This is a genomic window from Leifsonia virtsii, from assembly GCF_030433675.1.
Classification (GTDB): domain Bacteria; phylum Actinomycetota; class Actinomycetes; order Actinomycetales; family Microbacteriaceae; genus Leifsonia; species Leifsonia virtsii.
In genome coordinates, this window is sequence record NZ_JAROCB010000001.1 from 475369 (window position 1) to 495953 (window position 20585).

19 protein-coding genes are annotated in these 20585 nt (G+C 69.5%); 15 read left to right on the plus strand and 4 right to left on the minus strand.

All coding sequences use genetic code 11. From position 1 onward, the window contains the following. Window positions 1–41: 41 nt before the first annotated feature. The 4 genes from P5G59_RS02325 to P5G59_RS02340 all read left to right on the plus strand — a co-directional run bounded on the left by P5G59_RS02325 (window position 42) and on the right by P5G59_RS02340 (window position 5542). Window positions 42–1583, plus strand: coding sequence for a DUF1254 domain-containing protein (locus P5G59_RS02325; RefSeq protein ID WP_301215578.1), 1542 nt, complete (start codon window positions 42–44; stop codon window positions 1581–1583). A gap of 158 nt (window positions 1584–1741) precedes the next feature. Further along, window positions 1742–2788: a DUF4917 family protein gene (locus P5G59_RS02330; protein ID WP_301215579.1), complete on the plus strand. Its 1047-nt coding sequence runs from the start codon at window positions 1742–1744 to the stop codon at window positions 2786–2788. Between the two features lie 187 nt (window positions 2789–2975). Further along, complete coding sequence (gene thrS / locus P5G59_RS02335; RefSeq protein WP_301215580.1) at window positions 2976–4958, plus strand: threonine--tRNA ligase; 1983 nt, start codon at window positions 2976–2978, stop codon at window positions 4956–4958. Next, entirely contained in the window at window positions 4946–5542 is a 597-nt protein-coding gene (locus P5G59_RS02340; RefSeq protein WP_301215581.1) for an HIT family protein, read from the plus strand. Before thrS ends, P5G59_RS02340 begins: the two co-directional genes overlap by 13 nt. A gap of 77 nt (window positions 5543–5619) precedes the next feature. Here the strand turns inward: P5G59_RS02340 and pdxY are convergent, their stop codons facing one another. Both pdxY and P5G59_RS02350 read right to left on the minus strand, forming a co-directional pair. Next, window positions 5620–6471 carry a pyridoxal kinase PdxY gene (gene pdxY, locus P5G59_RS02345; protein WP_301215582.1) on the minus strand — a complete coding sequence of 284 codons (852 nt, stop codon included), beginning with the start codon at window positions 6469–6471 and terminating at the stop codon, window positions 5620–5622. 44 nt (window positions 6472–6515) lie between these two features. Next, window positions 6516–7832 carry an aminotransferase class I/II-fold pyridoxal phosphate-dependent enzyme gene (locus P5G59_RS02350; protein WP_301215583.1) on the minus strand — a complete coding sequence of 439 codons (1317 nt, stop codon included), beginning with the start codon at window positions 7830–7832 and terminating at the stop codon, window positions 6516–6518. A gap of 84 nt (window positions 7833–7916) precedes the next feature. Here P5G59_RS02350 and pdxS point away from each other — a divergent pair, with 84 nt between their 5' ends. The 11 genes from pdxS to P5G59_RS02405 all read left to right on the plus strand — a co-directional run bounded on the left by pdxS (window position 7917) and on the right by P5G59_RS02405 (window position 18648). Further along, a complete protein-coding gene (gene pdxS, locus P5G59_RS02355; protein ID WP_301215584.1) occupies window positions 7917–8819 on the plus strand; it encodes a pyridoxal 5'-phosphate synthase lyase subunit PdxS in 903 nt (300 codons plus the stop codon). Beyond that, on the plus strand, window positions 8809–9420 hold the full coding sequence (pdxT, locus tag P5G59_RS02360) for a pyridoxal 5'-phosphate synthase glutaminase subunit PdxT (RefSeq protein WP_301215585.1): 612 nt from the start codon (window positions 8809–8811) through the stop codon (window positions 9418–9420). The genes pdxS and pdxT overlap by 11 nt, the downstream gene beginning before the upstream one ends. A gap of 215 nt (window positions 9421–9635) precedes the next feature. After that, window positions 9636–10397 (plus strand): YebC/PmpR family DNA-binding transcriptional regulator, encoded by a 762-nt coding sequence (locus P5G59_RS02365; RefSeq protein WP_301215586.1) that lies wholly within the window; start codon window positions 9636–9638, stop codon window positions 10395–10397. A 15-nt stretch (window positions 10398–10412) separates the two neighbouring features. Further along, complete coding sequence (gene ruvC, locus P5G59_RS02370) at window positions 10413–11003, plus strand: crossover junction endodeoxyribonuclease RuvC (protein ID WP_301216973.1); 591 nt, start codon at window positions 10413–10415, stop codon at window positions 11001–11003. Next, the gene (gene ruvA, locus P5G59_RS02375) at window positions 11000–11620 is read left to right on the plus strand and encodes a Holliday junction branch migration protein RuvA (protein ID WP_301215587.1); all 621 of its coding nucleotides are present in this window, start codon (window positions 11000–11002) and stop codon (window positions 11618–11620) included. Before ruvC ends, ruvA begins: the two co-directional genes overlap by 4 nt. Beyond that, on the plus strand, window positions 11617–12657 hold the full coding sequence (gene ruvB / locus P5G59_RS02380; RefSeq protein ID WP_301215588.1) for a Holliday junction branch migration DNA helicase RuvB: 1041 nt from the start codon (window positions 11617–11619) through the stop codon (window positions 12655–12657). The genes ruvA and ruvB overlap by 4 nt, the downstream gene beginning before the upstream one ends. 57 nt (window positions 12658–12714) lie before the next feature. Beyond that, window positions 12715–13137 (plus strand): preprotein translocase subunit YajC, encoded by a 423-nt coding sequence (yajC, locus tag P5G59_RS02385; protein WP_301215589.1) that lies wholly within the window; start codon window positions 12715–12717, stop codon window positions 13135–13137. 62 nt (window positions 13138–13199) lie between these two features. Further along, entirely contained in the window at window positions 13200–14927 is a 1728-nt protein-coding gene (gene secD, locus P5G59_RS02390) for a protein translocase subunit SecD (RefSeq protein ID WP_301215590.1), read from the plus strand. Continuing rightward, a complete protein-coding gene (secF, locus tag P5G59_RS02395; RefSeq protein WP_301215591.1) occupies window positions 14927–15952 on the plus strand; it encodes a protein translocase subunit SecF in 1026 nt (341 codons plus the stop codon). Before secD ends, secF begins: the two co-directional genes overlap by 1 nt. A 9-nt stretch (window positions 15953–15961) precedes the next feature. Continuing rightward, window positions 15962–16330 carry a rhodanese-like domain-containing protein gene (locus tag P5G59_RS02400; RefSeq protein ID WP_301215592.1) on the plus strand — a complete coding sequence of 123 codons (369 nt, stop codon included), beginning with the start codon at window positions 15962–15964 and terminating at the stop codon, window positions 16328–16330. 71 nt (window positions 16331–16401) lie between these two features. After that, window positions 16402–18648 carry a RelA/SpoT family protein gene (locus tag P5G59_RS02405; RefSeq protein ID WP_301215594.1) on the plus strand — a complete coding sequence of 749 codons (2247 nt, stop codon included), beginning with the start codon at window positions 16402–16404 and terminating at the stop codon, window positions 18646–18648. 8 nt (window positions 18649–18656) lie between these two features. Here P5G59_RS02405 and P5G59_RS02410 read toward each other — a convergent pair whose 3' ends face one another. Beyond that, window positions 18657–19232 carry a type IV toxin-antitoxin system AbiEi family antitoxin gene (locus tag P5G59_RS02410; protein ID WP_301215595.1) on the minus strand — a complete coding sequence of 192 codons (576 nt, stop codon included), beginning with the start codon at window positions 19230–19232 and terminating at the stop codon, window positions 18657–18659. 92 nt (window positions 19233–19324) lie between these two features. After that, a complete protein-coding gene (locus tag P5G59_RS02415) occupies window positions 19325–20554 on the minus strand; it encodes a DUF349 domain-containing protein (protein WP_301215596.1) in 1230 nt (409 codons plus the stop codon). Between the last annotated feature and the right edge of the window lie 31 nt (window positions 20555–20585).

Here is a 20585-nt window from a genome sequence, read left to right on the forward strand (position 1 = left end):
TACCGTGACGGCATCCACGCATCGCTGAGGAGAGAGCCGGCATGACCATTCAGACCGACACCGTGCACACGCCCGCCGTCGTCGCCACCGAGCGCGGCCCCCTGGAGTTCCCGCTCGGAGCGCCCACCGCCGAGGCCGCCGCCCGCGCGTACGACATCCTCGACCGGGAGAACGCCTACCGCGCGTACCTCAACGGCTATCCGGCGGTCTCCGAGTGGATGCTGCGCAAGGGGCTCGTCGAGGCGGGCATCCACGACGGGGACGTGCTGATCACCCGGCGACTGCTCGACAGCCGGTCGCTGTTCCTGACCGCCAACGCCGACACCGTGTACTTCATGACCTATCTCGACCTCACCGACGGCCCGGTGATGATGCGGACGCCGGAGGACGTGCTGACCGTCGTGGACGACATGTGGTGGCGCTGGGTCACCGATGTCGGCATCCCGGGTCCGGATCGCGGTGCAGGCGGCCTGTACCTGTTCGTCGGCCCCGACTACGACGGGCCGCTGCCGGAGGGCGGCTGCTTCGTCCGCCGCTCCCGCACGCACCGGGTCAGCGTGCTCGGCCGCGCCTTCCTGGAGGACGACGACCCGGCCCCCGCGGTGGAGCGGATCACGTCGACGCTGGCGTTCGGGCGCTGGCAGCCGGGCGGGTTCGGCTTCTCCATCGGGGCGTTCCTGGAGGGAGAAGGGCCGCTCGGCGCGCTGCAGCCGTTGGCGAGCCCGCGGTTCGTCGAGGGGTCCGGACTCGTCGTCGACACCATCCCGCCGTCCGACGCCTCCTACTTCGACCTCCTGAACGAGGCCGTGCAGGCCGAACCGGCGAGCGCGCTCGACCCCGAGCTGGCCGGCCCGATCGCGGCGATCGGCATCGTGCACGGCTCGGCGTTCGCCCCCGACGACCGGATGCGCGAGCTGCTCGCCGAGGCGGTCGCCCGGGCCGACGCGGTCACGCGCGCCGTGGCGTTCCGCCCGCGCGAGTCGGAGGGCTTCGAATACTACCCGGGGACCGGGCTGCACTGGTCCAACCCGCTGTTCGCGGGCGGGTACAGCTTTCAGGTGCCGCCGCCGCGGATCGGACCCGACGGGCTCGTGCCCTTCCCGGACCACGGCGCCAAGCTCACGACCGCGCGCTCGTCGTTCCTCTACCTCGCGACCGGGATCACGCCGGCGATGTGCATGAACCTGCCCGACGTCGGCTCGCAATACATCCTGGCGACGGTGGATGCGGCCGGAGACGCCCTCGACGGCGGCGCGCACTACACGCTCAGCCTTCCCGCGGGCATCCCGGCCGAGAAGTTCTGGTCGATCACCCTCTACGACAACCGGACGCGGTCGATGCTCGTCAGCGACCAGCTCTACCCGCGCGCCGGCTCCCAGGCGTACCCCACCCCGGCGGCCGTCCCCGGCCCGGACGGGACGACGGTGCTGCACCTCTCGCCAGAACGGCCGGACGGCGTCGAGCCGGGCAACTGGGTGCAGACGGTCCCGGGCGAGGGGTTCTTCGCGATCCTGCGCTTCTACAGCCCGGCGCGCGCGTTCTTCGACCGGTCGTGGGAGCCGTCGGACATCACCCGCGTGTGAGCGGGGCCTGTGGGGCATCGAGACGGATTGCTGGTAGCGATGCGCGTGGTGCCACCGCGGCCGGGCTGGGTCAGATGCCAGGAAGCGGTCCCGTGTTAGATCCGATGTACACCGAAGTGGGGCAGGCGATGCATTCGCACCATTGTCAGACTGGCGCGGTGAGCGAGATATTGGACTACTCCGAGGCCGTGGAGGCCGCCCAAGCTTCGTGTGAGGAACTGTCCTTGCTGCTTGGCAATGGCTTCAGCATCGACTACGACCCGATGACATTCCGGTACGAATCGCTAGCTGCGGAGGCCAAACTCCCCGGGCTCTCGGTGGCGAAAGAGGAGCTGTTCGACCGGCTTGGAACCGACAATTTCGAGCTGATTATAGAGAGGCTGCGCGCGGCGGCAGCCCTCGAGACCACTTACCAATTCGGAGTCGAAGTGGCAGAGCGGATGGAGTCCGACGCACGGGTCGTGAGGAATGGGCTTGCGGATGTGATCGCGGCTCGTCATCCTGATCGAGCGAGCGTCCTAACAAGCGACGAGATCATGCACGCCCGCACATTCTTGTCGCCGTTCAAGAACATATTCACCCTTAGCTATGACTTGCTCTTGTATTGGGTGGTCAACGCGGTTGATACGAACTCGATACCGGTGCCGCGCGCAGACGGGTTTGAATGGCCGAGCTTTAAATCGCGAGACGTCCTCGTGTGGAAGTCGCGGCCGGGAAGTCCTCAACGCATCCACTTTCTGCACGGGGCGTTACATCTCTTCGTTACGACGCGGGACGATTCCGCCGTGCTAACCAAATTGGGGTGGGCATCCGGAGGCAACCTTGTAGATGCACTCAGAGCCGAGCTTGCAGCCGGCAAGTACCCTTTGGTTGTAACGGAGGGGACCCACGCTGAAAAGGTCGAACGCATCGAGCGAAGCAGCTATCTTCGGACCGCGCACAGGCGGCTCGGTGCACTTAGGGGGGCGCTATTCATCCACGGCATGTCGATGTCCGCGAGTGATGACCACGTACTTGAACGCCTCGAGAGCGAGACCTGCGCTGTGGATACACTTTATGTGGGGGTCCATGGGGATCCCAAGTCGCCGACTGCACGCTCGGTAATAGAACGCGCGAGACGTTTGAAGGAGCGCCGGGAGTCAGGATTCAAGGGGCTTGAGTTGTACTTCTACGACTCCGCGTCCGCTCACGCATGGCGTGGGTAGTTATTGGCACCTGCTGTTCGGAGCGACGTCTGTATTTGACTGGCTGGGCTCGCGGATCGGCGGATCATTGGCGGCTACTTCGCTCGTTGGACGGGACTAGACAGGCCAGCGGCCTTGTTGGGAAGCCTCGCTGTTCCCCCCGCTAGAGTTGGAGGGTTCCCCAACCGACGAATCAAGGAGTGGACAGGTGGCCGACGGCTTCGAGCTCTTCACCGACCGTTCCGTTGTCGCGATGCGCGTCAACGGTGAGCTGAAGGATCTCGCGACCACCGTCACGACGACCGACGTCGTCGAGCCCGTCACCATCGACTCGCCCGACGGCCTCAACATCCTGCGCCACTCCACCGCGCACGTGCTGGCGCAGGCCGTCCAGGCGATCAACCCGGAGGCGAAGCTCGGCATCGGGCCGCCCATCACCGACGGGTTCTACTACGACTTCGACGTGCTCGAGGCGTTCACGCCGGAAGACCTGAAGGCGCTCGAGAAGGAGATGCAGCGCATCCAGCGCGCGGGCCAGCGGTTCGTGCGCCGGGTCGTGACCGACGACGAGGCGCGCGCCGAGCTGGCCGACGAGCCGTACAAGCTGGAGCTGATCGGCCTCAAGGGCGGAGTGCAGCACGGCGACACCGCGGCATTCGACGAGAGCGAGTCGGTGGAGGTCGGCTCCGGCGAGCTGACCATCTACGACAACGTCGACCCCAAGAGCGGGGAGACGGTCTGGAAGGACCTCTGCCGCGGCCCGCACCTCCCGAACACCCGCATGATCGGCAACGGCTGGGCGCTCACGCGCGTCGCCGCCGCCTACTGGCGCGGCAACGAGAAGAACAAGCAGCTGCAGCGCATCTACGGCACCGCGTGGCCGAGCAAGGACGAGCTGCGCGCCTACCAGACGCGTATGGAGGAGGCCGCCAAGCGCGACCACCGCAAGCTCGGCGCGGAACTCGACCTGTTCTCCTTCCCCGACGAGATCGGCTCGGGCCTGGCGGTGTTCCACCCGAAGGGCGGGATCATCCGCAAGGAGATCGAGGACTACATGCGCGATCGGCTGATCGCGAACGGCTACGAGCTCGTCAACACGCCGCACATCACCAAGGCGCACCTGTTCGAGACCAGCCAGCACCTCAACTGGTACAAGGAGGGCATGTTCCCGCCGATGCACCTCGACGAGGAGCGCGACGCGGACGGCAACATCACCCGGCAGGGCCAGGACTACTACCTGAAGCCGATGAACTGCCCGATGCACAACCTGATCTTCCGCGCTCGCGGGCGCAGCTACCGCGAGCTGCCGCTGAGGCTGTCGGAGTTCGGGACCGTGTACCGCTACGAGAAGTCCGGCACGCTCTCCGGGCTCACCCGCGTCCGGGGTCTCACCCAGGACGACGCGCACATCTACGTGACCGACGACCAGATCAAGGACGAGGTCGCCCGCCAGCTGCAGTTCGTGCTCGAGACGCTGCGCGGCTACGGCCTGACCGACTTCTACCTGGAGCTCTCCACCAAGGACCCGGACAAGTACGTCGGCAGCGACGAGTCGTGGGAGACCGCGACCGAGACGCTGCGCGAGGTCGCGATCGAGTCCGGACTGGAGCTCGTGGACGACCCGGGCGGGGCGGCGTTCTACGGACCGAAGATCTCGGTGCAGGCGCGCGACGCGATCGGGCGCACCTGGCAGCTGTCGACCGTCCAGCTCGACTTCAACCAGCCGGAGCTGTTCGAGCTGGAGTACAACGCGGCCGACGGCACGCGCAAGCAGCCCGCGATGATCCACCGGGCGCTGCTCGGCTCGATCGAGCGGTTCTTCGCGATCCTGCTCGAGCACTACGCGGGCGCCTTCCCGGTGTGGTTGTCGCCGGTGCAGGTGGTCGGCATCCCGGTCGCCGATCAGTACGCGCCGTTCCTCGACGACGTGATCTCGCGGCTGAAGGCCCGCGGGGTGCGCGCCGAGGTCGACCACAGCGACGACCGGATGCAGAAGAAGATCCGCACGCACACCAAGGCCAAGGTGCCGTTCCAGCTGATCGTCGGCGAGGAGGACGCGTCGGCGGGCACGGTCAGCTTCCGCTTCCGCGACGGCACGCAGCGCAACGGCGTGACGGTCGACGAGGCGATCGAGCGGATCGTGGAGAGCATCCGCAGCCACGAGCTGGTCGACACGGCATGGCACGACTGAACCTCGGCTCGTACGAGGACGGCGGCGGTGCGGACGGGTCCGACGGTCCCGTCCGCATCGACGACCCGTCGTACCTGGTGGGGGTGCCGGATGAGTTCCAGCGGCTGTGGACCCCGCACCGGATGGTCTACATCCAGCAGGGCGACCCCGGTCACCACGACTGCCCGTTCTGCGTGGCGCCCAGCATGAGCGACGAGGACGCGCTGATCGTCGCGCGCGGCACGCACGCGTACGCGCTGCTGAACCTGTTCCCGTACAACAGCGGGCACCTGCTGGTGTGCCCGTACCGCCACATCGCGACCTACGACGAGGCGACGCCGGAGGAGGTCGCCGAGATCGGCAGCCTGACCCAGACGGCGATGCGCGTCATCCGCGAGGTGTCCAAGAACGACGGCTTCAACATCGGGATGAATCAGGGCGCGGTCGCGGGCGCGGGCATCGCGTCGCACTTGCACCAGCACATCGTGCCGCGGTGGGCGCAGGACGCGAACTTCCTGCCGATCATCGCCAAGACCAAGGCGCTTCCTCAACTCCTCGGCGAGGTCCGCGTCGCCCTGGCGAACGCCTGGCCTCACTCCGCCTAGCCATCAGCTCCTGAGTTCTTCGAGTCTTTCGCGGCGATTCGCACGAACAACTCAGGAGCTGATGGCGGGAGAGCGGGTCAGCGGACGCGGGTGACGGTGAACTGCTCGCGGGGGTGGGCGTACGACTCCTGCGACTCGACGAGCTGCAGCTCGCGCTCGCCCGAGGCGAGGGTGCGCTCCAGCAGGTCGAAGACGCTCGACACGGTCTTGCCCAGGGCGAGCGCGGCGTCGCCGGTGCGGACGTAGTGCGCGGTGAACAGCGCGGCCGTCACGTCGCCCGAGCCGTTCGCCTTCATCGGGAGGCGCGGGGTCTGCACGATCCAGGCGCCCTGGTCGTCGACGGCGAGCATCTCGATCGTGTCCGCGGGCGCATCCGGCCGTTCGACGCTCGTGACCAGCACGGTGCTCGGGCCCATCGCGCGGGCCGCATCCACCGACTCCAGCGTCGACTCGAGGGTGTCGGGCTCGGTCTCGGTGAGGAAGCCGAGCTCGAACTGGTTGGGCGTGATGATGTCGGCGACCGGCACCACGCGCTCGCGCAGCAACACCGGGATGGCCGGCGCGACGAAGCAGCCCGACTTGGCGTTCCCCATCACCGGGTCGCAGGCGTACACCGCGTCCGGGTTGGCCGCCTTGACCCGCGCGACCGCGTCGATGATGACGTCGCCGATCCCTTCGCCGCCCTGATAGCCCGACAGCACGGCGTCGATCTGGCCGAGCACCCCGCGCTCCTCGATGCCGGTGATGACTTCGCGGACGTCGTCCGGAGAGATCATCGGCCCGCGCCAGGCGCCGTAGCCGGTGTGGTTCGAGAAGTTGACCGTGTACACCGGCAGCACCTCGACGCCGATGCGCTGCAGCGGGAAGACGGCGGCCGAGTTGCCGACGTGACCGTAGGCGACCGCGGACTGGATCGAGAGGATCTTCATCCCCCCATCCTCTCATCGGCGCCGCCTCTCATCGGCGCGGGCCCTCACTTCCCGAGCGCGGCCTCCGTCAGGTCGTCGAGCAGGCGCGCGGTCTCGTCCTCGTCCAGGTCGTGCACGGTCAGCCGCAGGTGCTGGGAGGGTGCAGGATGCTCGGCGAGCTGGAACTCGTCCCCGGTGCGGGCGAGCCACCCGCGGCGCATGAGCCGCTCGACGACGACCCGCGCCTCGACCGGCAGCGGCACCCACAGGTTGAGCCCGTCGCCTGGCTCGGTCGGCAGCCCGCGTTCCGTGAGGCGCGCCGCGAACGCGGCATTGCGGTCGGCGTAGTACCGCCCGGCGTCGGCGACGCGGTCGAGCACGGCGTCGTCGGTGAGCTGCGCCAGCACGAGCCGCTGCAGGATGTGGCTGACCCAGGTGGTGCCCGGGCTCAGCCGGAAGGCGAGCCGGTCCGCGGTCTCGGGGTCGGTGGCGGCGACGGCGAGGCACATGTCCGGACCCAGCGACTTCGACACCGACCGGACGAGGGCGTAGCGGCGGTGCTCCGGGCCGATGAGCGTCTCGTAGCCGCGCTGGGAGAGCATCGAGAAGTGGTCGTCCTCGATCACGAGCACGTACGGGTGGTCGGCGAGCACCTCGCGCAGCGCGGCCGCCCGAGCGGGCGAGAGCGAGGCGCCGGTCGGGTTCTGGGCGCGCGGCGTGCAGATGACAGCGCGCACTCCGGCGTCGAGTGCGGCGCGCAGGCCGTCGACGGTCATGCCCTCGGCATCCACCGAGACGGGGACCGCCCGGTAGCCGCCGAGCCGGACGGTGTGGATGGACGCCAGGAAGCACGGGTCCTCCAGCGCGACCGCGTCGTCACGGTGCAGGGCCTGCGCCAGCAGCCGCTCGACCGCGTCCACCGCGCCGTTGGTGACCGTGATGCGCACGTCCGTCGCGGGCAGGTCGGCACGCACCCAGTCGAGTGCGCGCTCCTCCAGAGCCGGGTCGATGACCGGCTCGCCGTAGAGCACCGGTCGGCCGATCGCGCGGGCCAGGGCGGGGGAGAGGTCGGGGATGCGGCCGGGGTCGGGGTTGCCGGTCCCGATGTCGCGCAGCACACTGTCGGCCGCGTAGCCCTCCTGGGCCACGGCCTCGCGTCCCGCGACGACGGTGCCGGCGCGGCCGCGCGCCGTGACGACGCCGGCCTGCGCGAGCATCCGGTAGGCGGCGACGGCGGTGTTGCGGTTCACGCCGAGCCGGACGGCGAGCTCGCGGACCGGTGGGAGGGCATCGCCGGCCCGCAGCGCGCCGCGCTCGTGCAGGGCGCGCACGCTCGCGGCGATCTCCGACGCGGTCGTGCCCGCGATGCTCAGCTGGTCCATCGGGTCGAGTCTATCGACCGGCGAGGAGGATGCTATCGTTCGGCATAGGCCAAAAGATTCTTTGTTCCGCACGAGAGGGCGACGATGACAGACAACGACAAGGGCACGTTCACCGGATCGAGCCGCGTGAAGCGCGGACTCGCCGAGATGCTGAAGGGGGGCGTCATCATGGACGTCGTCACGCCCGAGCAGGCCCGCATCGCCGAGGACGCCGGCGCCGTCGCCGTGATGGCGCTGGAGCGCGTCCCCGCCGACATCCGCGCGCAGGGCGGCGTCGCCCGCATGAGCGACCCCGACCTCATCGAGGCCATCATCGCCGAGGTGTCCATCCCGGTCATGGCGAAGGCCCGCATCGGCCACTTCGTCGAGGCGCAGGTGCTGGAGGCGCTCGACGTCGACTACATCGACGAGTCGGAGGTGCTCTCGCCCGCCGACTACGTGAACCACATCGACAAGTGGAAGTTCACCGTCCCCTTCGTCTGCGGCGCCACCAACCTCGGCGAGGCGCTGCGCCGCATCAACGAGGGCGCTGCCATGATCCGCTCGAAGGGCGAGGCGGGCACCGGCGACGTGTCGGAGGCGACCAAGCACATCCGGAAGATCACCTCGGAGATCAACGCGCTGAAGTCGATGACCAAGGACGAGCTGTACGTCGCGGCCAAGGAGCTGCAGGCGCCGTACGAGCTGGTCGCCGAGATCGCCGAGACCGGCAAGCTCCCGGTCGTGCTGTTCACCGCGGGCGGCGTCGCCACCCCGGCGGACGCCGCGATGATGATGCAGCTGGGCGCGGACGGCGTGTTCGTCGGCTCCGGCATCTTCAAGTCGGGCAACCCGGAGCAGCGCGCGGCGGCGATCGTCAAGGCGACCACGTTCTACGACGACCCGTCGGTCATCGCGGAGGTCTCCCGCGGTCTCGGCGAGGCGATGGTCGGAATCAACGTGGGCGACCTCCCCGCCCCGCACCGCCTGGCAGAGCGTGGCTGGTAACGGTCTGCGCGTCGGCGTCCTCGCCCTGCAGGGCGACTTCCGCGAGCACCTCGCCGTGCTGCGCGGGCTGGGCGCCGACGCGGTCCCCGTGCGCCGTCCGGCGGAGCTGGACGAGGTCGAGGGGCTGGTCATCCCCGGCGGCGAGTCGAGCGTGATGGACAAGCTCTCGCGCGCGTTCGGACTGGCAGGGCCCCTGCGCGACGCGATCGCGGGTGGCCTGCCGGTGTACGGGACATGCGCGGGCCTCATCATGCTGGCCGACCGTGTCCTGGACGGGATCGCCGGCCAGCAGACCCTCGGCGGCCTGGACGTCTCGGTGCGCCGCAACGCGTTCGGGTCGCAGGTGGACTCCTTCGAGACCGACCTCGACATCCCGGCCGTGGGAGGGGAGCCGATGCACGCCGTGTTCATCCGCGCCCCCATCGTCGAGGAGGTCGGGCCGAACGCGACCGCGCTCGCCCGCGTCGACGACGGCCGCGTGGTCGCCGTCGAACAGGGCAACCTGCTCGGCACGTCCTTCCACCCGGAGATCACGGGCGACACCCGCTTCCACGAGTACTTCCTGACGAAGGTCAGGGACGCCGTGCAGAAGGCGGCCTGACGCGGGCCGTCCTCGGCACCGGTGCCCCGGCAGGGTCGAACCTGGAGTGGGGAGCGTTCGAATCTCCGTCTGGGCTGCCTTCCGTCGGAGATTCGAGCCCATTGCGACCGGATCTCCGACCGAAGTCGGGGCCCGGCGGGAGCGTCGCGCGGGCGGCGGGGGAGACCGCTCGCGTACAATGGACGAGTTTTCAGACGTACGACGAGGGAGCACCAGTGTCCGGGCATTCCAAGTGGGCAACGACCAAGCACAAGAAGGCGGTGATCGACGCCCGCCGCGCGAAGTCCTTCGCCAAGCTCATCAAGAACATCGAGGTGGCGGCGAAGACCGGCGGCGCCGACCTGTCCGGCAACCCGACGCTCGTCGACGCGGTGCAGAAGGCCAAGAAGACCTCGGTCCCCAACGACAACATCGACCGCGCCATCAAGCGCGGCGCCGGGCTGACCGGTGAGTCCATCGACTACACGACGATCATGTACGAGGGCTACGGCCCGGGCGGCGTCGCCCTGCTGATCGAGTGCCTCACCGAGAACAAGAACCGCGCCGCCGCCGAGGTGCGCACCGCGATGACCCGCAACGGCGGCACGATGGCCGACCCGGGCAGCGTCGCGTACAACTTCCACCGCAAGGGCGTCATCGTCGTGCCGCACGCGGACGGCGTCGACGAGGACACCGTCCTCGCCGCCGTGCTCGACGCGGGCGCCGAGGAGGTCACCGACCGCGGCGAGAGCTTCGAGGTCCTGACCGAGGCGTCCGACCTGGTCGCAGCCCGCACCGCCCTGCAGGAGGCCGGCATCGACTACGACTCGGCCGACGCCGAGTTCGTCGCCACGGTCAACGTGGAGGCCGACGCCGAGGTCGCCCGCAAGGTCTTCCGCCTGATCGACGCGCTGGAGGACTCGGACGACGTGCAGAACGTCTACACGAACCTCGACATCAGCGCCGAGGTGCAGGCGCAGCTCGACGACGAAGAGTAGGCGGAAGCCGTGACGATCCGGGTGCTCGGCATCGACCCGGGTCTGACGCGCTGCGGCGTCGGGATCGTGGATGTGCGACCCGACCGCCGCGCGGCGCTGGTCGCGGTCACCGTCATCCGGACGCCGCCCGACATGCCGCTCGAGGAGCGGCTGCTCACGGTCGGCACCGGCATCGAGGCGCTCCTGGACGAGCACGGCCCCGCGGTCGTGGCGATCGAGCGCGTCTTCGCGCAGCACAACCTCCGGACGGTCATGGGCACCGCCCAGGTGAGCGGCGTCGCCCTGCACTCGGCGGCCAAGCGCGGGCTCCCGGTCGCGTTGCATACGCCGAGCGAGGTGAAGGCGGCGATCACGGGATACGGTTCCGCCGACAAGAAGCAGGTGCAGGCCATGGTGGCGCGCATCCTCGGACTCGACGAGGCGCCGAAGCCCGCCGACGCCGCGGACGCCCTCGCCATCGCGATCTGCCACGCCTGGCGGGGCGGCCCCGTCGCGCCGGGCACCGGGGGAGCGACCGGCACGGCGCTGACGCCCGCCCAGGCGGCGTGGCGCGCCGCCGAGCGCTCCAGCCGGACGTCGGCGGCTCCCCGTAGGCTTGCCAGGTGATCTCCTCCCTCCGCGGCACCGTGCTCTCGGCCGTCGGCGGCACCGCCGTCGTCGAGGTCGGCGGCGTCGGCTTCGCCGTCCAGCTGACCCCCGACCACGTGCTCTCGCTGCGCGTCGGCGAGGAGGCCTTCGTCTACACGTCGCTCATCGTCCGGGAGGACGCGCTGCAGCTGTTCGGCTTCGCCGACCGCGAGCAGTTGGAGGTGTTCGAGCTGCTCACGGGTGTCTCCGGCGTCGGCCCGAAGTCGGCGATCGGCGTGCTCTCGGTGCTCTCGCCCGACGACATCGCCGCCGCGGTCGCGGCCGACGACGACGCCCCGTTCCGCAAGGTCTCGGGCATCGGACCGAAGACCGCGAAGCTCATCGTCGTGTCGCTGACCGGAAAGCTGACCGCTTCGCGGCGTCCCGCCCGGGTGGCCAAGACGGCCGGTGCGCCTTCCTCGGTGGCGGACAGTGTGCTGGTGGCCCTCGTCGGGCTCGGCTGGCCCGAGAAGGTCGCGTCCGAGGCCGTCGCGGAGGTCGTCGGCGACACCGACGAGAAGCAGCGCGACAGCGTCCAGAGCCTCCTGCGGCTCACCCTCGCCCGGCTCGGCCCGGCGCAGCAGGCGGCGCGATGAGCGACGACGACCTGACGACGCCCGAGCTGGAGTCGGAGTCCGAGCTCGCCTTCGAGGGCGCGCTCCGGCCGCGCAGCCTGTCGGAGTTCGTCGGCCAGGCGAAGGTGCGCGGGCAGCTGCAGCTGCTGCTCACCGCGGCTCGCATGCAGGAGCGCACGGCCGACCACATCCTGCTCGCGGGTCCTCCCGGGCTCGGCAAGACGACGCTCGCCATGATCGTCGCGCACGAGAGCGGGCGGCCGCTCCGGCTCTCCAGCGGCCCCGCCATCCAGCACGCCGGCGACCTCGCCGCCCTGCTCTCGTCGCTGACGCCCGGTGAGGTGCTCTTCATCGACGAGATCCACCGCATGGCGCGCTCGGCGGAGGAGATGCTGTACCTCGCGATGGAGGACTTCCGCATCGACATCATGGTCGGCAAGGGGGCGGGGGCGACCTCCATCCCGCTCGACCTCGCGCCGTTCACCCTGGTGGGAGCGACCACGCGCTCGGGCCTGCTGCCCAACCCGCTGCGCGACCGCTTCGGCTTCACCGCGCACCTCGAGTTCTACGACGACTCCGAGCTGACGCAGGTGCTGACGCGCGCCGCCGCGATGCTGGAGTTCGAGGTCGACCGGGAGGCGCTGGCCGAGATCGCCGGGCGCTGCCGGGGCACTCCGCGCATCGCCAACCGGCTGCTCCGCCGGGTGCGCGACTACGCGCTCGTCCACGGCGGGCGGGCCGACGTCGCGGCGGTGCGTGCGGCCCTCGAGCTGTACGACGTCGACCCGCTGGGGCTCGACCGGCTCGACCGCGCCGTGCTGCACGCCATCCTGGAGCGCTTCGACGGCGGCCCGGTTGGCCTCAATACATTGGCGGTGTCTGTCGGCGAGGAGGCGGAGACGATTGAATCGGTCGTGGAGCCGTTCCTCGTGCGCATCGGGCTGCTCTCGCGCACCCCGCGTGGGCGGGTGGCCACGCCCGCGGCGTGGCGGCACCTGGGAATCCCCAGCCGCCCGCGGGACAGCTCACAGCCTCCGACGCTGATAGATGACATATAATCCAAGCTGGCCGTTCGGCCAACCCCTTGCCCCCATTGAAAGGTTCGGCATCTCCCCATGGCTGGATTTGATCCGCTGACCATCGTGATGGTCGTCATCCTGGCGGCCCTCGTCTTCTTCATGTTCCGCAACAGCCGCAAGCGGCGTCGCGAGCAGGAGGAGACCCGCTCGAAGATGGTGCCCGGCGCCGAGGTGATGACCAACTTCGGACTCTACGGGACGCTGAAGTCCGTGGACGAGGAGAACAACACCGCCGTCATCGAGACGAGCCCCGGCCACGAGGTCAAGGTGCACCGCCAGGTGCTCGCGCGCGTCGTCGAGCCGACCGAGACCGAGACCGCGGGCGACGACGCCGCGCCGGCCACCGGTGTCGAGCTCAACGAGGACCACGCCATCCCGGCGGAGGGCAGCACGCAGCCCGAGTACGGCGAGCGTCTCGACGACGGCTCGAAGAAGCCCGGCTCGAAGAGCGACGACTGACCTATTCCCTGTGCTCACGCGCCGTAACGGCGCGGGGGTGCTCGTAGAAAGCTGAGTTCCTGGTGGCAAAGTCGACCCCGGTCAAGAAAGCCTGGCGTTCGCTGACGTGGCTCGGCGTCCTCGTGGTGGTGCTCCTCGGCACCCTCACGGCCGGCGTCCTGTTCAGCAATGCCACCTGGCTGCCCAAGCTCGCCCTCGACCTCGAGGGCGGCACGCAGATCATCCTCGCCCCGCAGGTCGAGAACGGTCAGTCCGTGCAGCAGCAGCAGCTCGACCAGGCCGTCTCGATCATCCGCCAGCGCATCGACGCGTCCGGCGTCTCGGAGGCGCAGATCTCCACCGAGGGCTCGCGCAACATCGTCGTGTCGCTCCCCGGCAAGCCCGACCAGGCGACGCTCGACCGCGTCAAGTCGAGCGCCCGGCTCGACTTCCGCCCGGTGCTGATCGCGGGCGGCCCGACCAACAAGGTCGTGGGCGCCGACGGCAAGTCGACGCCCGCACCGTCGCCGGCGCCGGGGCTGCAGTCGACACCGTCGACCAAGCCGACCAACGGCTCCGACCTGGCCTGGGTGACGCCGGAGCTGCAGGCGCAGTTCAACGCGTACGACTGCAAGGCGAACGCGAACAAGACCACCAGCCAGGCGCCGACCGACAAGCCGCTCATCACCTGCGACGACCAGAACACGGTCAAGTACCTGCTCGGCCCGGTCGAGGTGAAGGGTCAGGACATCCAGGACGCGAGCGCGGGCCTCGTGCAGAGCTCGCAGGGCGTCACCACCGGACAGTGGGCCGTCAACATCGTCTTCAACGGCGCGGGCACCAAGGCGTTCGCCGACGTGACGACGCGCCTGGTGGGGCTGCAGGGATCGCAGAACCAGTTCGCGATCGTGCTCGACGGCAAGGTCATCTCGGCGCCCACCACGCAGGCCGCCATCACCGACGGCAAGCCGCAGATCACCGGAAACTTCACCGAGACCACGTCGAAGGCCCTCGCCGACCAGTTGAAGTTCGGCGCACTGCCGTTCAGCTTCAAGGTGCAGAGCCAGGACACCATCTCCGCGACCCTCGGAACCGCGCAGCTGCTCGCCGGTCTGATCGCCGGCCTCATCGGACTGATCCTGGTCGGCATCTACACGTTCTTCCAGTACCGGCTGCTCGGCTTCGTCACGATCTTCTCGCTGGTCGTCGCGGGCGTCCTGACCTGGCTGACGATCTCGCTGCTGTCCTGGCACTACGACTACCGGCTCTCGCTCGCGGGCGTCGCGGGTCTGATCGTCGCCATCGGCTTCACAGCCGACTCGTTCATCGTCTACTTCGAACGCATCAGAGACGAGTTGCGCGATGGGCGCGGTCTCGAATCCGCCGTCGAGGCGGGCTGGGGACGCGCGCGGCGCACCATCTACGCGTCCAAGGCCACCAACCTCCTCGCGGCCATCGTGCTGTACGTGCTCGCCGCGGCGAACGTGCGCGGGTTCGCGTTCACGCTGGGACTCACCACGATCATCGACGTCATCGTCGTGCTGCTCTTCACCCACCCGACGCTGCAGCTGCTGGCGCGCACGCGCTTCTTCAGCTCCGGCCACCCGCTCTCGGGTCTCGACCCGGAGGCGCTCGGCGCGGTCTACCGGGGTGCGGCGCAGTTCCGCACGCCGACCGCCGTCAAGGCGGGCACCGCCGCGCGCAGCGGCAAGGAGGCGGCCCGCCGCCAGACGATCGCGGAGCGCAAGGCGGCGGAGCTCGCCGGCGCGTCGACCTCCAGCGATCGTTCGACCGAGGGGAAGGACTCCTGATGGCCAGCCGTCTCGTCACGTTCGGAAACGACCTCTACACCGGCGCCCGGTCGATCGACTTCGTCGGTCGCCGGAAGATCTGGTACTCGATCGCGGCCGTCATGGTCGTGCTGTCGATCCTCATTCCGGTGATCAAGGGCGGGTTCAACTTCTCGATCGAGTTCCGCGGGGGCTCGCAGTTCCAGATCAGCGACGTGTCGAGCACCGACACGTCGAAGGCGCAGAGCGCGGTCACCAGCGTGGTCCCGAACGCGGTCTCGCACGTCAGCGTCGTCGGCGACAACGCGGTGCGCGTGCAGACCGACCAGCTGTCGGAGTCGCAGACCCGCGAGGTGTCGGACGCGCTGGCGAAGGCGTACGGCGTGAACTCGTCGGAGATCTCGGCGACCTTCATCGGGCCGTCCTGGGGCGCGGACGTGACCCAGCAGTCCATCCAGGGCCTCATCGTCTTCCTGCTGCTCGCGTTCATCGCCATGGCGCTGTACTTCCGCACCTGGAAGATGTCGGCGGCCGCGATCATCTCGCTGTTCCACGACCTCATCATCACGGCCGGCGTGTACGCCCTGGTCGGCTTCGAGGTGTCGCCTGCGACCATGATCGGCTTCCTGACCATCCTCGGCTACTCGCTGTACGACACCGTGGTGGTATTCGACAAGATCCGCGAGAACACCAAGGAGGAACTGGAGCTCACGCGGCGCACCTTCCCGGAGGCGGTGAACCTCGCGGTGAACCAGACCCTCGTCCGGTCGATCAACACGGCCGTCGTCGCGGTGCTGCCGGTCGCCTCCATCCTGTTCATCGGCGCCTACGCTCTCGGCGCGGCGACGCTGCGCGACATCTCGCTGGCGCTCCTGATCGGCATCATCGTCGGAACGTACTCGACGATCTTCCTCGCGGCTCCGATGTACTCGCAGTTCCGCGAGAAGGAGCCGGCGATCCGCAAGCACGACCAGAAGGTGCTCTCCATTCGGCCCAAGGCCACGGCGAAGAGCCCGGCCGACGCGGTCACCGCGAGCGCGGAGTAGCCGGCCCGGATGACCGACGGCGTGCCGCAGCAGCGCTTCCTCCCCGAGGACGAGGTGTCGGCCGCGCGTGCGCGGGAGCTCACGGAGGCCGGAGGTGCCTGGCTGCTCGACGTCCGTGAGGACTTCGAGTGGGAGGCAGGTCATGCGCCGGACGCCCACCACATCCCGCTCGGGGAACTGGGCGCTCGTCAGCACGAATTGCCGGAGGACCGCCAGCTTCTGGTCATCTGCCGCAGCGGTGCCCGTTCCCGGATGGTGACCGACGCGCTCACCGAGGCGAACTATCCCGCCGCGAACGTGGCCGGCGGGATGGGCGCCTGGCAGGCCTCCGGAGGCCCCGTGCTCCGGGACGACGGTACGCCAGGAGCGATCGTCTAGACCCGGATGCGTTCACCGTGACAGAACGGTGATCCGAAAAGGTCATAATGGACGACAGGAGGCGCGCGCGAATGGTTGACACGACGACATCGCAGAGCGCTTCGCTGCGCCGCCTCGTCCCGCGCATCTTCTCGCGGGCGCAGCCGTCGGGCGCCGTGGACACGCTGATCCGCACGGTCCGCATGCACCACCCGAAGGCCGACCTCTCGCTCATCGAGCGGGCGTACTCCGTCGCCGAACGCGCCCACCGCGGTCAGAAGCGCCGGTCGGGGGAGCCGTACATCACGCACCCGGTCGCTGTGGCGCAGATCATCGCCGACCTCGGCATCGGCGCCAAGACGATCGCGGCCGCCCTGCTGCACGACACGGTCGAGGACACCGAGTACACGCTCGACGAGCTGCGCGACCAGTTCGGCGACGAGATCGCCATGCTGGTCGACGGCGTCACCAAGCTCGACAAGGTCAAGTACGGCGACAGCGCCCAGGCCGAGACCGTGCGGAAGATGATCGTCGCGATGTCGAAGGACATCCGCGTGCTGATCATCAAGCTGGCGGATCGTCTGCACAACGCCCGCACCTGGGGCTTCGTGCCCGCCGCCTCCGCCACGCGCAAGGCGACCGAGACCCTGGAGATCTACGCTCCGCTCGCGCACCGCCTCGGCATTCAGGCGATCAAGTGGGAGCTGGAGGACCTCTCGTTCGCCGTGCTGTACCCGAAGCTGTACGCCGAGATCGAGAGTCTGGTGAAGCAGCGCACGCCGGAGCGCGAGCGGCTGGTGCAGCAGGTCATCGACGCGATCAACGACGACCTGAAGTCGGCGAAGATCCGCGGCAAGGTGGTCGGTCGCCCCAAGCAGTACTACTCGATCTACCAGAAGATGGTCGTGCGCGGCCGCGAGTTCGACGACATCTACGACCTCGTCGGCATCCGCGTGCTCGTGAACACAGTGCGCGACTGCTACGCGGTGCTCGGCCAGATCCACGCGCGCTGGACGCCGATGCCCGGCCGCTTCAAGGACTACATCGCGACGCCGAAGTTCAACCTCTACCAGTCGCTGCACACCACCGTGATCGGCCCGCAGGGGCGCCCGGTGGAGATCCAGATCCGCACCGAGGAGATGCACCAGCGCGCCGAGTTCGGTGTCGCCGCCCACTGGAAGTACAAGGAGCAGACGACCGGCAAGAGCAGCGGCGGCCCCGCGAACGTGGACACCGACCTGGCGTGGCTCGCGCACATCTCGGACTGGCAGGCGGAGACCGCCGACCCGAGCGAGTTCCTCGACTCCCTGCGCTTCGAGATCGGTGCGAAAGAGGTCTACGTCTTCACGCCGAAGGGTCGCGTCATCGGTCTGCCCGCGGGCGCGACTCCGGTCGACTTCGCCTACGCCGTGCACACCGAGGTCGGCCATCGCACCATGGGCGCGAAGGTGAACGGCCGGCTGGTGCCGCTGGAGAGCGGCCTCAACACCGGCGACGTCGTCGAGATCTTCACCTCCAAGAACCCGGACTCCGGCCCGAGCCAGGACTGGCTGAACTTCGTCAAGAGCCCGCGTGCGCGCAACAAGATCCGCCAGTGGTTCACCAAGGAGCGCCGCGACGAGGCGATCGAGCAGGGCAAGGACGCGATCGCGCGCGCGATGCGCAAACAGAACCTGCCGCTGCAGAAGCTGATGACGCAGGACGCCCTGGTGGAGGTCGCGTCGTCGCTCAAGCACCCGGACGTCTCCGCCCTGTACGCCGCGGTCGGCGAAGGCCACATCTCGACGCAATCGGTGATCGAGAAGATCGTGGCCTCGTTGCAGACCGAGGTCGAGTCGGACGGCGAGCTGGAGATCCCGGTCAAGGGACGCCGGCAGCTGCGCAACAGCGACTCCGGCGTGCTCGTTCGCGGCGCGCCCGACATCCTGGTCAAGCTCGCCAAGTGCTGCACCCCGGTGCCGGGCGACCCGATCGTCGGCTTCATCACCCGCGGGCAGGGCGTCTCGGTCCACCAGGCCAGCTGTCACAACGTGCAGTCGCTGCTGCAGGAGCCCGACCGCATGATCGACGTGGAGTGGGCGCCGAGCTCGAAGAGCGTCTTCCTGGTGCAGATCCAGGTCGAGGCTCTCGACCGCTCCGGCCTGTTGAGCGACGTGACTCGCGTGCTCTCGGAGCATCACGTGAACATCCTGTCGGCCACCGTCACCACCTCGAGCGATCGCCTCGCGCTGAGCCGGTTCGTCTTCGAGATGGGCGACACCACCCACCTCGACCGCGTGCTCAACGCCGTGCGCCGCATCGACGCCGTCTACGACGTCTACCGCGTCAGCGCGGGCTGACCGGCCCATCAGGCCGCCTCGGGCGGTGCGCCGAGAAGCGACGCCCGGGCGACCTGCGGCAGCCGCGCCCGCGCCACGTCGCGGCCGCGGCGGCGGGCGGCGCGCAACAGCTCGTCGAGCCGTGCGGGCGTCACCTCGGCCAGGACGAGCAGGTGCCGGATCTCGAGCGCGTCGGCGTCGGCGAAGGGCCCGGGCGTGCAGAGCAGATCGTGCGCCGTGCGGAGAGGCGTGGTCACCCGGATGCCGGCGAACGTGAGCGTCTCGTCGGCGGACACGGAGCGGTAGGCCGTGTCGAGCCGTGCGAGCGTTCCGCCGCCGCGGTGGGAGGGCGGAACGCACACCTGGGGAACGGGCGGCGGCGAGGACCGCGTGCCGTGGATCCACGCGGCCGTTCCCCGGTCGGCCACCGCCCACGCCGGCGCGGTGCGGGCGAAGGCGTGTGCGCGCAGTTCGGGGCCGTCAGGAGTGTCGGCGGACGCGAACGCGTCGCCGACCCGGTAGATCTGACCGTCGAGGCAGAGGGCGAGCAGCTCGACCATCGGCAGTACGTCGTCGTCGAGCAGGGGAGAGGTGGTGGGGGTCATGGGTCCACCCTCGCCGGAATCGGCCGCGTGCGGCGGCCGGGAACGGAAACGGTGGAGAACTCGGGCGGAGCCCGGGCTGTGGACGGGTGGGCTCAGCCCAGCGCGTCGAGCCAGATCTTGCGCGCGTCGAGCGCCTCCTGCGCCGCCTTCACCTTCGCGGCGTCGCCGGAGGCCTGCGCCTCCGCGAGCTCCTGCTCCAGCTTGGCGATCGCGGCGTTCAGCTGGCCGGCGAGGCCCTCAGCGCGCGCCTTCTTCTCCGGGTCGTTCTTCTCCCAGTGCTCCTCGTGGAGGCGGCGTACGGCGGCCTCGACCCGACGCAGGCGGTCTTCGATGGGACGCACCTGGTCGCGCGGCACGCGCCCGATCTGGTCCCAGCGCTCCTGGATCGACAGCAGCTGCGCGCGGGCCTGCTCGCGGTCGGTGGCCTTGAGCAGCGGCTCCGCCTCCTCGAGCAGGGCCAGCTTCTGCTGGAGGTTGGCGTCGTACTCGGCGTTGTCGCGCGCATCCACCTCGGCCTTGGCGGAGTAGATGGCGTCGCCCGCGGCCTTGAAGCGCGCCCACAGAGCGTCGTCGTTCTTCTTGCCCGCGCGACCGGCGGCCTTCCACTGGTCGAGCAGGCGCCGGTACTCCGGCACTCCGTCGGCACCCAGCGGGATGAGCTTCTCGGCCTGCTCGATCAGCTCGTTCTTCCGGTTGCGGACGTCGCGGTGCTGCGTGTCGAGCTCGGCGAAGAACGCCTTGCGGTTGTGCTCGATGGTCGACCGGGCGGCGCGGAACCGCTTCCACAGCTCGTTCGCCTCGTTCTTCGGCAGGCGCGGACCGTCATGCTGGTGGGCCTGCCAGCGGGCGAACAGGGCGTCGAGCGCTGCGCTGGTGGACTTCCACTGCGTGCGCGCCGGGTCCTGGGCCGCGAGGGCCTCCGCCTCTTCGACGATGGCGGTGCGCTCGGCGACGGCGGCCTCCAGAGCAGCCTTGGCCTCGGCGGTCTGCTGCTCGGTGAGCTCCTCGACGGTGCCGCCGAGGGCGTCGAGCCGGGTGAGCAGCGACGCGAGGTCGCCCACGGCGTTGGCGCCCTCGACCGACGAGCGGAGGTTGGCGACCGACTTGGCGATGTCGGCGGCGGGAGCGCCGCGGCGGGCGCGCTGCTCCAGCAGGCCGACCTGCCCGGCGAGGTCGTTGTACTTGCGCTCGAAGTAGGCGAGCGCCTCGTCGGCCGTGCCGTCGGGGTACTCGCCGACGACGCGTTCGCCGTCGCCCTCCCGGACGTAGACGGTTCCGCTGTCGTCGACGCGTCCCCAGGGGTGCTGTTCAGAAGTAGCCAAGAGCCTCACCTTGCTGCTGCGTGGTCGGGCG

Bases quoted from the DNA above. Each gene is read 5' to 3' on its own strand.
- pdxS (WP_301215584.1), top strand. From the start codon at position 7,917: ATGACAGACAACGACAAGGGCACGTTCACCGGATCGAGCCGCGTGAAG.
- P5G59_RS02340 (WP_301215581.1), top strand. From the start codon at position 4,946: ATGGCACGACTGAACCTCGGCTCGTACGAGGACGGCGGCGGTGCGGAC.
- P5G59_RS02325 (WP_301215578.1), top strand. From the start codon at position 42: ATGACCATTCAGACCGACACCGTGCACACGCCCGCCGTCGTCGCCACC.
- secF (WP_301215591.1), top strand. From the start codon at position 14,927: ATGGCCAGCCGTCTCGTCACGTTCGGAAACGACCTCTACACCGGCGCC.
- P5G59_RS02410 (WP_301215595.1), bottom strand. From the start codon at position 19,232: ATGACCCCCACCACCTCTCCCCTGCTCGACGACGACGTACTGCCGATG.
- yajC (WP_301215589.1), top strand. From the start codon at position 12,715: ATGGCTGGATTTGATCCGCTGACCATCGTGATGGTCGTCATCCTGGCG.
- P5G59_RS02405 (WP_301215594.1), top strand. From the start codon at position 16,402: ATGGTTGACACGACGACATCGCAGAGCGCTTCGCTGCGCCGCCTCGTC.
- pdxY (WP_301215582.1), bottom strand. From the start codon at position 6,471: ATGAAGATCCTCTCGATCCAGTCCGCGGTCGCCTACGGTCACGTCGGC.
- ruvB (WP_301215588.1), top strand. From the start codon at position 11,617: ATGAGCGACGACGACCTGACGACGCCCGAGCTGGAGTCGGAGTCCGAG.
- P5G59_RS02350 (WP_301215583.1), bottom strand. From the start codon at position 7,832: ATGGACCAGCTGAGCATCGCGGGCACGACCGCGTCGGAGATCGCCGCG.
- P5G59_RS02400 (WP_301215592.1), top strand. From the start codon at position 15,962: ATGACCGACGGCGTGCCGCAGCAGCGCTTCCTCCCCGAGGACGAGGTG.